General features: G+C 30.6%; 10 protein-coding genes. 7 read left to right on the top strand and 3 right to left on the bottom strand.

Annotated elements, in window-relative coordinates:
• Positions 1 to 219: 219 nt before the first annotated feature.
• Positions 220 to 600, bottom strand: coding sequence for a hypothetical protein (locus FUA22_RS17315; RefSeq protein ID WP_147769859.1), 381 nt, complete (start codon positions 598 to 600; stop codon positions 220 to 222).
• Positions 601 to 688: 88 nt separating this feature from the next.
• On the opposite strand from FUA22_RS17315, the gene FUA22_RS17310 reads away from it, so the two are divergent.
• The 3 genes from FUA22_RS17310 to FUA22_RS17300 all read left to right on the top strand — a co-directional run bounded on the left by FUA22_RS17310 (position 689) and on the right by FUA22_RS17300 (position 3,328).
• A complete protein-coding gene (locus tag FUA22_RS17310) occupies positions 689 to 1,819 on the top strand; it encodes a tyrosine-type recombinase/integrase (RefSeq protein WP_147769858.1) in 1,131 nt (376 codons plus the stop codon).
• 38 nt (positions 1,820 to 1,857) lie between these two features.
• On the top strand, positions 1,858 to 2,481 hold the full coding sequence (locus FUA22_RS17305) for a hypothetical protein (protein WP_147769857.1): 624 nt from the start codon (positions 1,858 to 1,860) through the stop codon (positions 2,479 to 2,481).
• A gap of 181 nt (positions 2,482 to 2,662) precedes the next feature.
• Complete coding sequence (locus FUA22_RS17300) at positions 2,663 to 3,328, top strand: hypothetical protein (RefSeq protein WP_147769856.1); 666 nt, start codon at positions 2,663 to 2,665, stop codon at positions 3,326 to 3,328.
• A gap of 149 nt (positions 3,329 to 3,477) precedes the next feature.
• Here the strand turns inward: FUA22_RS17300 and FUA22_RS17295 are convergent, their stop codons facing one another.
• Positions 3,478 to 4,374, bottom strand: coding sequence for an RloB family protein (locus FUA22_RS17295; RefSeq protein WP_147769855.1), 897 nt, complete (start codon positions 4,372 to 4,374; stop codon positions 3,478 to 3,480).
• A complete protein-coding gene (locus FUA22_RS17290; protein WP_147769854.1) occupies positions 4,367 to 5,683 on the bottom strand; it encodes an AAA family ATPase in 1,317 nt (438 codons plus the stop codon). The genes FUA22_RS17295 and FUA22_RS17290 overlap by 8 nt, the downstream gene beginning before the upstream one ends.
• A gap of 229 nt (positions 5,684 to 5,912) precedes the next feature.
• Here FUA22_RS17290 and FUA22_RS17285 point away from each other — a divergent pair, with 229 nt between their 5' ends.
• From FUA22_RS17285 to FUA22_RS17270, 4 genes are all read left to right on the top strand, one after another.
• The gene (locus tag FUA22_RS17285; protein ID WP_241664848.1) at positions 5,913 to 6,566 is read left to right on the top strand and encodes a DUF4272 domain-containing protein; all 654 of its coding nucleotides are present in this window, start codon (positions 5,913 to 5,915) and stop codon (positions 6,564 to 6,566) included.
• Between the two features lie 242 nt (positions 6,567 to 6,808).
• Positions 6,809 to 8,503, top strand: a complete 1,695-nt coding sequence (locus FUA22_RS17280; RefSeq protein WP_147769852.1) for an arylsulfatase — start codon at positions 6,809 to 6,811, stop codon at positions 8,501 to 8,503.
• 167 nt (positions 8,504 to 8,670) lie between these two features.
• Positions 8,671 to 9,363: a hypothetical protein gene (locus FUA22_RS17275; RefSeq protein ID WP_147769851.1), complete on the top strand. Its 693-nt coding sequence runs from the start codon at positions 8,671 to 8,673 to the stop codon at positions 9,361 to 9,363.
• A gap of 162 nt (positions 9,364 to 9,525) precedes the next feature.
• The gene (locus tag FUA22_RS17270) at positions 9,526 to 10,203 is read left to right on the top strand and encodes a hypothetical protein (protein ID WP_147769850.1); all 678 of its coding nucleotides are present in this window, start codon (positions 9,526 to 9,528) and stop codon (positions 10,201 to 10,203) included.
• The last annotated feature ends 47 nt before the right edge of the window (positions 10,204 to 10,250 follow it).

The raw sequence follows: 10,250 nt of genomic DNA, 5'->3' as shown, positions 1-10,250 counted from the left end.
CTGATTCAAAATGAACTGTTGCAGATTCAAATGAACTGTTGATATCTCAATATCGAACTGATTTGAACTGTTGATTACTTCAAATTGAACTGATTTGAACTGTTGATTGCTTTTAATTGAACTGTTGATTTTACCTAGAACGCGTTACTTCTGTAACGAATTTTTCCTTAAAACTCGTGACAAGTGTAACGTTTTGCTGTAAATCAGCCTTTTTAATCATTACTCCATATAATCCTGCCAAATAACAAGAATAAATTTATCTATTTGCTTTTCTTTCTTTTTTAAAAATCCATACTCATACACAAACAGATAAACATCCCCTTTCTGATTTTTCCAATAATGGGTGAAGAAATTGGGGTTAAAACCTTGCTCTAACAATACTTGTGACCTTACTGTAACCTTTCCTGCTTTGTTATATTGTTTTAGAATTTTTCGATTCAATTTTAACTGATTATCTACCCTATTATAAAACCTAGGAGCTTCATTTAATGCTTTTCTATAATGGTATGAACTCTTACAGTGTAAATCACAAAATTTTTTATCTGATCTACCTGTTTCCAATTCTTTATTGCATGCTAAACAAACTCTTTTTTCTTTCATAAGATAAAATTAATCGAATCTTAAACGAATACTATTCGTGTAACATTCGAATATAAGGTTTTTATAGATTATTTTTAATAAAAAACCTATGTTAACCATTACATTAAAGCCTTTGTGGCATAATAAATCAAAGTATATTAATATTGTTTGTGAAAATGATCAAACGGTCTTAGACTATGTAAAGGCATTTCCTGGAGTTAATTGGAGTAAAACTTATAAAACATTTTACCTAGTTTATTATAAAAAGGCAATCAATGAGCTATTTTTATATTTCAGAAAACAAGGTTGGTATGTTAATTACGAAGCCTTTAAAACTGTTCCTACTCCAAATGAATTTGCAGTATTAAAGAAACCTAAAATAACAATTAAATTACCGCCATTAATTACTACAAAAAAGGTTGAAACCATACAATTTAGAAAGTGGTTAGAACAAAAGCGTTTTAGTAATAATACCGTTGATACTTATGTGGAAGTTACCGCTTTGTTTTTACGTTACATCCAAGTAAAAAACATACTTAAGATTACCGCCAGAAGCATTGAACAATTTAATTATGATTTTATAGTTAATACACAAAAATCTGTGTCTTACCAAAACCAGTGTATTAGCGGTATTAAACATTATATTGATTTCAAGGGTATTGAAATTGATGATATGCACATTAAACGTCCCGATAAAGATAAAAAACTACCCAATGTTATGAGTAAGGATGAAATAAAGACCTTATTTCATGTTACCAAAAACCTAAAACACAAAACGCTACTAAGCCTTGTATATTCTGCTGGGCTACGCATTGGTGAAGCATTGAGTTTAAGGCCTAAAGACATTGATTTTGAGAGAGGTCTTATTCATATAAAGTCAGCCAAAGGAAGAAAAGATAGATATACATTACTCTCACAGGGCTTAATACCTTTACTTGAGACTTACCTAAACCATTATAGTCCTAAATATTATTTATTTGAAGGACGAGATAGTGAACAATATTCACAAGTTAGTGCACGACAAGTGTTAAAAAAGTCATTGTTAAAGGCTGGAATAAAAAAATATGCAACTCTACATACTTTGCGCCATAGTTTTGCAACTCATCTTTTAGAAAGTGGCACTGATATTAGGTACATACAAGACCTATTAGGGCATAATAGTCCTAAAACAACAATGATTTACACCCATGTTTCAACAACAAGTTTAAAAGATATTAAAAACCCTTTCGATTCTTTGTAAGAAAGTAACTATATTAGTGATGGATTTGACAATTGTAAATGATATGGATAGAAAATATAGCAAAAAAGCATCCTTATCCCTCCATTTTGGAATATTACAAGGTGTTCAATCATCCATATAAACAAGTTACCACACATTTGAGAATAACCGCAGAACATATAAGAGAGAATTACCTGATTTTAATAATTAAGCTATCCATATTTTGCTTATTTATCTTTTCATTGATTTATGGAATTTCGAATATAACTGACCATTACTTTGCTGTCGGAGACTGGAATGCGGACAGACTAACTGAATATTTTCTGATTGCTACAAATAACTATTACTTAAGACCTTCTCTAATCTTATTAATTCCAATTATTGGAGTTTTCACTAATAAAAAAATTGGTTGGATTTTAATTCAATCCTATTTCTATTTTTTGATTACAAATTTAGCTTTTCCTGCAACTCAAATTGACTTGACAGATAATACTCTGATTATTCTAAATATTATCGGAATCTTACTCATACTTCTGATTATCATACTAATGAATAAAAAGAAAATAAGTAATCTCGTTTATGGAATTAAAAAATCGGAATTGATTAATAAGAATATTATAGCTTCTGTTATCGGAATTTCAATAACGATAATTTTAGTTATGATTAAAGGGAATGGAATTTAAAAAACGTGTGGTAACACCGTGTATAATTAATTGCGGCTGAATTTCCTCTCGGAAATTCAATCTTATTAATTATCTTTCGTTTACGGCGGAAAATGACTCGCGTCCTTTCCCGCAACTAATCATACACAAACACGTTACCACACATTTGAGAAAAACGCTTTTCATATCGACAATTTTAGTTTTGAATTCATTCTTTTCGTTTGCCCAAAACAGAATTGAATTAGTTGCGAATGATTGTAGTCAAGAAAATGGATTTACAATGTTTTTATTGGATAGAGCTAAACCGAAAATTCTAACTGAACAAAAATTTGAACAAGAAGAAAAATATTGGAATAATCAAAAGAAGATTTTACTCAATAATTCGGACATTATAAAAATAGAATACACGAATATTTTTGGACAGATAATCGACACAACTTTCACAAACGCAAAGGAACTGAATGAAATAAAAATCTGTGTAAATAAATTCAAAGATTATGAAAAGAAATCTCTAATAAAAGAATCAATCCAAAACGACCAAAGCTGGGTTTTAAACTCAACTTGGGGGCATCAGACTTTTGAATCTGATGAACTGACTTTAAAACCTAAAAACGGATTTTTAAAATATAAATATTACAAAAACGGAAAAAGAATAAAGCGTGGAAAAATAAAAATAACGGAATCCGTTATGGACAGAATAGCTTTATTTGAGCGTAAACTGAATTTAATGCAAAATGCTGACAATTCTTGTAATTTCGGAATTAGTTATAATCTTGACAATGGAATTGAAAAAATTAATTTTCAAGACGACAGTTGTTCTGGATTTTCGAATGAACAATTACTGACTGAATTAAAAATAGCAGAATAAAAACGTGTGGTAACACCGTATATAATTTATTGCTAGTTCTAGCCTACTTACGAAAATCCTCGCGGATTTTCTATTCGGTTTTTATTTGCTAAATTACGTGCTAAACCACGCAACAAACCATATACAACAACGTTGGCTGTAATTTTCAATCAAGATTCATAAATCAATTTTACGTTTCGGAATTTGACGATAATGAACTTCTCTTGTGCTAAATCAATTAGCAAATTTTTATTAGGAGTCAATTGTTGATTTGGAATATTTATTTCCGTAATTGTATCTTCTTCTTTTTTAAAAAATGAGATTTCATTAGTAACTAAACTAATATTTTGATTATTTCTTAATTTAAGACTCAAATTTTCTTCTTCTATCTGAAATGTAAAATGACAATTCTTAATATTTAGTTCACTATCAACTTTAACAAAAATAATATCTTCGCTAATTGACAATAATCTTTTAATCAATACATCAACGTCTGTATATGGATTTACCTCAAATGGAGGAATAGTTTTAAGGTTTTCACTTTGAATATTACGTAACCAAGCTGCATTTTCAATAGCATTCAAAGTCATTGACTTAATTTTTGGATAGATATCTATATTAGCTTTTTTATCATATTCATAATAATACTTTTCATTATCTTGAAATTTCTCAAGAATTATATTTGCTGATTTTGGAAATGCATAATCCGACCGCTCAAAATGTAATAGAATCCAATGCTCAAATGAAATACTAGAAAAAGCTATATTAACCTTTTTACCCTTAATCTCTTTCTCTGCTAATTCAACAGCTTCTTTATGCTTTGTATAACCATCCTTATCAAACACTGCCCAAACTTCATCATAATTATTAATGTTTTTCTGAGCCTCACAAATTAGTCCAATTGGATCGCTTTTGTGACTATCATCGCTTCTATCAGGATAAATAGTTATGGCATATTCATTATTGTCTTCAACTTCCTCTTTAATCCTCTCAAAATAAATAGGTTCAGTATTTTTACCTTCGCATGCAATAAAAATAGTTCTAAAAGGTTTTCTTTTCTTACTCATTTCCAAATATAAATTCAACCTCCTTAATTTTTGGATTTCCACCAAATTTCCCTGTTCGATACCATAATTCAAAATTTGTATCGTCTCTTAACCCTTCAATATGTTTTGCAGAAAATAATTCTGTTCTCCCATATTTATTCTTTTCTGTAAACCATATTTGATCCTTTCTAAATGTTTCCTTATCGAGAAGTGTAACTTCATGAGTAGCAAAAATTAATTGTGCACTTAATGGGTTGCTTATTGGATTATTAAACAATCTTATAAGAAATTTACATAATTTAGGATGTAGGCTATTATCTAATTCATCAAATATTACAATTCCTCCATTATCCAAAGCATCTAAAATAATTCCTCCTAAGGCAAAAAGAACCTTTGTACCTCTTGATTCCTGCAAATTCATATCAAAATCTTCAAAACCAACCCTTTCTTCATTCTTATAAATTGCATGTTTAGCAAAGGTTCTTAATTTATTGTCTTCATAAAACCTTGTTCTAATCTTTTCAGATATTTCATCTGGTAAATTAAAATCATCTTCACTCAATTCTTTTGCGAAAATTGACTCAATTTTTATATCTGCAATCCTTACTAACTCACTCAATCTATTACTAAAATCAATATTCTCTGGCTTTGCAATTTTTTTTGATATTTCTCTACTCAATTTATTGACATCTCTTTTATCAAGTGCATTCCAAATTTCCATTTCGGAAAAATATTTATAAATCTTTGTTAAATGATCATGAGGATAATCTGAACCAAATTTGGAAAGATACAGTTGATTACGAAATACTTTTTTTGGTATTTTTTTATCTTTTAATTTTTTTCCTAATGAAACTTCGGTGAAATCCTCGTTATTGTTGCTTTTGGAATTATCTCTCTTAAATAAATTAGCTGGCTGGTTAGAAAGGTAAAAATCTAAGCTCTCAAATAAAACAACATCCTTCTTATAAGAGATTTGATATTGATACCTTGTATTCTCAAATATAAAGGTCATCTCCAATTTTGTTGAATCATCTTTAAAATCCACATCTAACTCAAAAGGCTCATAACAACGAATTGGGTCATCAACCTTAAAATCCATCGAATTAGTAACAAACCATTTCATAGCATACAAAGCTTTAATAAAATTGGATTTCCCGCTTCCATTTGCTCCATAAACTACAGCAGATTTAAGTAACTCTATTCCTGTTCCTTCGACTAAATCTATTGATTGAATATTATCAGTTTTACTCCGTCCTGAATCTGGAATCATTGAAAAAACTTCCTTGTTACTAAATGATCTAAAGTTTTCTACAGAAAAATCTATTATCATGTTTTTTATTTTAAATATATGTAAATATAATACATATTACCAACATAAAAGAACGGTTTAACATATTTTATATAAAACATACAGCCAACAACGTGTATAATTCATTGCTGGTTTTGTGTCTACTCGGAAAATCCTGCGGATTTCCCTCTGGCTCGTTTCTTTTTGCTATTTTAGTTGCTGAAATACGCAACGAAATCATACACAAACACGTTGTGCATAATTGAAGAAAATGTGGTTCCAAAAGAAAATTAAACCAGAAAAAATAAAAGATAGGAATACAAAGTATTTGCGTTCTTCTGGAATTGAGGTTATTGAACACTTACCTTATTTGGACAATCCTGAATTTAGAGAACCTGAAGAAATTGCTCGTAGAACAATGGTTCTAACTGCATTATTTCAGTTACACCTTCAAGCACCAAGAGACATAATCAAAAAATGGCTCGAGGAAAATGGACTTATAGACTATTTGAACAAAGAAGAATTAGAATATTTGGAAACGGAATATTCGGAATTGCCCGAACAAACTCAAATAGATATTTATTGGTTTGTAGAAGCAATTTGGACTTTTGCTTGGGTTGGCGGACTTCACAATAATCTGACTTTAAATACTGGTGTGGAAGATTCACTTGCTTCGTTTATTCCTAACATTGCAAATAATGAACCAGCACAAAAGTTTATATCTAAATTCAAATTGAGAAATCAAGTAGAAATATTTGAAATGTTGGACAAGTTCTATCGTGCCCATTGGTTCGCTCGAAATAATAATTTGACTGGAAAACAATCGGACAGAGTTGATTTGGACATAATAATGGAAAGAAGAAAAGCATTGGAATATACAGTTTATAAAGAAATTGAATGGAATGAGATTTCACTTGATACTTAAAACAACTATGCACAACACGGTGTATAAAACATAGCTAATAAGTGCTTAACTGAAAGGTTTTTGTATATTTAGAAAGACCGCCAAATTTTTAATTTGGCTTTTTAAAAAGAGAAAAATTAAAAACAAATATAAAAATTCGGCTCTGTGTTTATCCGAAAAGTTAGTGTCTTTTTACACGCTACGTTTCATACACAAGACCGTTGTGCTTCATGTAAATTAACCTAAGATAAATTCAACAAGCGATGAAAATAGCTTCGAACAATAAGAGAAAAAATATAATCATTAATCATAAAATTAGGATTCTTGGCTGTCGAGGTTTCCTACTATTGGCAGTAATTGGTATTTTGATTTCATGTTCGGAGACAAAAGAAAAAATTCAAGAAGATCCCCGACCTAATATACTTTTATTGGTAGCTGATGATCTTGGATATGCAGATTTAGGGTGCTATGGGGGTGATATTGAAACACCTAATATTGATAATTTAGCAGCTCTAGGTATTCGATTTAGTAGATTTCACACATCTCCTTTATGTGCCCCCACAAGAGCAATGTTACTTTCGGGAAATGACAACCACATCGCCGGAATGGGCATACAATCAAACCAAAATAATGGATTCGGCTATGAAGGAAAATTTACCAACAGAATAGCAACTATACCACAAATTTTAAGAAAATCAGGTTATCATACCTACATGACAGGAAAATGGCACCTTGGAAGGGATTCTTTATCTATTCCTTTTAGTAAAGGTTTCGAACGCTCATTTGTTAATATTCGAGGAGCTGGAAATCATTATGATGACCAAGGGCTCTTTAAAGAAGATCCAATCACTCCATATTTCGAAGATGGAAAACCCACCACTTGGAACAATGGGGACTATTCTACTGATTTTTATACGGATAAACTAATTGAATACATAGACCTTAATAAAGAAGATAAAAAACCGTTTTTTGGCTTTGCAGCTTATACATCTCCACACTGGCCATTGCAAGTGGATGAAAAATATTGGAAAAAGTATGAGGGACGCTATGATGATGGGTATGAAAAATTAAAAGAAAGGCGTCTTGAAAGTCTAAAAAATGCAGGAATGATTCCAAAAGATGCAGTGTTACCCCCAAATCATGAAAAAGTAATTCCATGGGATTCTTTGTCATTGGATGAAAAGAAAAAAGAATCGAGAAAAATGGAATTGTATGCTGGAATGGTAGATAATCTTGATTATAATATTGGGAGAATAATACAGCATCTAAAAGATATTGGTCAATTCGAAAATACATTAATCGTGTTTATGTCTGACAATGGTGCCGCGGCTGAAGACTTCTATTATGATCCCTATTTTTCACCCTATCTGAGGGAAAACTTTAATGATGATTACGAAACTATGGGGCAGCCCAATTCATTTATTTCGTATGGCCCTCAATGGGCGGAGGCCGGGTCATCACCATTTCGACATTACAAAGGATTGACGACTGAAGGAGGCATCAATGCTCCGATGATTATCACAGGACCAAATATTGAAAGGAATAATGAAATTCATGATGAATTTGTAACATTAATGGATATAGCTCCTACTTTTTATGAAGCGGCTCAAGCAGTCTATCCAGAAAAATTTGAAGGGAATGAAATTTATCCGCTCAAAGGAAATTCATTGATGCCTTTTGTGTCTGGAAAATCTGACCAAATACATTCTTCTGAATATGTATTCGGTTTGGAGCACGGGAGTCTTGCAATGATTAGAAAAGGAGACTGGAAAATCACGAACATAATGAGGCCTTTTCTTGAGGAAAATTTTAAACTTTATAATATATCTCAAGATCTTGCAGAGATTAATGATCTCAAAGAATCTGAACCTGAAAAATATAAAGAATTGTTAATGGAATGGAGAAAATTCACTAATGAAGTAAAGGTGCAAATACCTCCCCCTTCTTCAAAAGAGTGAAGAATATAATGAAACACGTAAGCACAACAATGGCTATAAGTAATTGCTTGTTATTGTCTACTTCTGAAAATCCTTGCGAATTTTCAGTTTGGTGTGTACTTGCAAATTTTAGTTCTAAACCATGCAACTACTCATAGCCGAGACGTTGGCAAACATATAACCGAACAATGAAATTCATCAATCTAATCATAATTTTACTTCTGACTTTTAGTTGTTCAAATGAAAAAGAAATAGCTGAATTTGAAAGAATTTTAGGGAAAGAAAATAGCGAAACTCTTACCTATCTGGTGAACGATTTTGAATCTGACTTTCTAAAAAGACAATATCCGAATTTAGACACGAAAAGTGCATACAAACAATTTCTGAACGAACTATCGAACGGACAAACTAAATACTGGGAAAAAATATCTAAAAGTAGTAAACAATATCTCGAAAAAAGTAATTTAAGATTACAAATCTATAGTGTTCCAGATTCAATTTGGATTGAACGTGACCCTGAAAAACTGACTTCAAGCAATAACAATATTCCGATGTTAAAAATCAAACGGAAATATTTAATGCCAGACGGAACATTTGGATATAGTACATCAGAATCATCTTTTCGTTACAAAGAACCAATTGATGAAGATTCAATAATCGAATCTCGAAAAAATTGGATTGATATAAATTATGTTGGTAGTTATTCGAGAGCTTTAAATTCAATTTCGAATAAATCGGATTTTTTAATTGATTATCTCGACATTCGAGAAGCAGCTGGAACGATTGACCCAAAATTTATTGCTGACCGAATGATAAAATCTAAAGTTAATGTAACCGACTATTTTATAAAACGATTAATAATAACCGAAATAGTCTATTGAAAATAAAATACGATTTGCCAACAACGTATAAAATTAATTGCTATTACAAGCCTACTTACGAAAATCCTCGCGGATTTTCTATTCAGTTTGTATTTGCTAAATTAGTTGCTTAAACACGCAACTAATCTTATACAAAACCGTTAGCAAACATATCACCAACCAATGAAAATTCTCAAATTCATTACAATCTTACTTCTACTCATTGGATGTTCGGAAAATAATAATCGGACAACGGAATTCGACAAAATTTTAGGAAAAGAAAATAGTCAAACTCTTGATTTACTATTATCAGAATTTGAAAATGATTTTCTAAAAAGACAATATCCTGAATTAGAAAAGAATAAAGCATATAAAAAATTCGTATCTGAAATTAGTCTGGGTGAAACTAGCCACTTTGTTAAAATTTCAAAAAAACATAAAGATTTATTGACTAAAAACACATTGTATCATGAAATCTATTGTGTTATGGATTCTACTTGGATTGAAAAAAACCCATGGAATGATAAAACACTTTTAGTAAAAGGTAGAACTAAATGTCTCAAACTAGATGGGACTTACGAAAATGGCTCAATGGAAATGCCGTTTGACGAAAGAGAAATTTCAAAGGATTCCATAAAAAAGAAGTACATGACCTTTGTGGAGACAAATTACACTGGAAAATATCTTAAAGCTCTTAACTCAATTTCAGGTGAATCCGACTTTTTAAAATCTTTTGTAAAAGACAGAAATGATTTTGGTATAATACCCGGAGAATTTATAGCTAAAAGAATGCTGACTCATAATGTTGATTTTGATGATTATTACATTCAACGAATAATTGCTCTTGAATTGAGTTATTAAAAAATACGTTTGCTAACAAAGTATATAAAAAATTGCTAGTTTTAGCT

Origin of the sequence: Seonamhaeicola maritimus (assembly GCF_008056315.1) — a bacterium.
Classification (GTDB): domain Bacteria; phylum Bacteroidota; class Bacteroidia; order Flavobacteriales; family Flavobacteriaceae; genus Seonamhaeicola; species Seonamhaeicola maritimus.
Note: the sequence above shows the minus strand (reverse complement) of the source record. Positions and strands in the feature narration are given on the sequence as shown.

Excerpts from the sequence above, each read along its gene's own strand:
- FUA22_RS17295 (WP_147769855.1), bottom strand. The coding sequence starts at position 4,374 with ATGAGTAAGAAAAGAAAACCTTTTAGAACTATTTTTATTGCATGCGAA.
- FUA22_RS17285 (WP_241664848.1), top strand. The coding sequence starts at position 5,913 with ATGTGGTTCCAAAAGAAAATTAAACCAGAAAAAATAAAAGATAGGAAT.
- FUA22_RS17315 (WP_147769859.1), bottom strand. The coding sequence starts at position 600 with ATGAAAGAAAAAAGAGTTTGTTTAGCATGCAATAAAGAATTGGAAACA.
- FUA22_RS17305 (WP_147769857.1), top strand. The coding sequence starts at position 1,858 with ATGATATGGATAGAAAATATAGCAAAAAAGCATCCTTATCCCTCCATT.
- FUA22_RS17270 (WP_147769850.1), top strand. The coding sequence starts at position 9,526 with ATGAAAATTCTCAAATTCATTACAATCTTACTTCTACTCATTGGATGT.
- FUA22_RS17310 (WP_147769858.1), top strand. The coding sequence starts at position 689 with ATGTTAACCATTACATTAAAGCCTTTGTGGCATAATAAATCAAAGTAT.
- FUA22_RS17290 (WP_147769854.1), bottom strand. The coding sequence starts at position 5,683 with ATGATAATAGATTTTTCTGTAGAAAACTTTAGATCATTTAGTAACAAG.
- FUA22_RS17280 (WP_147769852.1), top strand. The coding sequence starts at position 6,809 with ATGAAAATAGCTTCGAACAATAAGAGAAAAAATATAATCATTAATCAT.
- FUA22_RS17275 (WP_147769851.1), top strand. The coding sequence starts at position 8,671 with ATGAAATTCATCAATCTAATCATAATTTTACTTCTGACTTTTAGTTGT.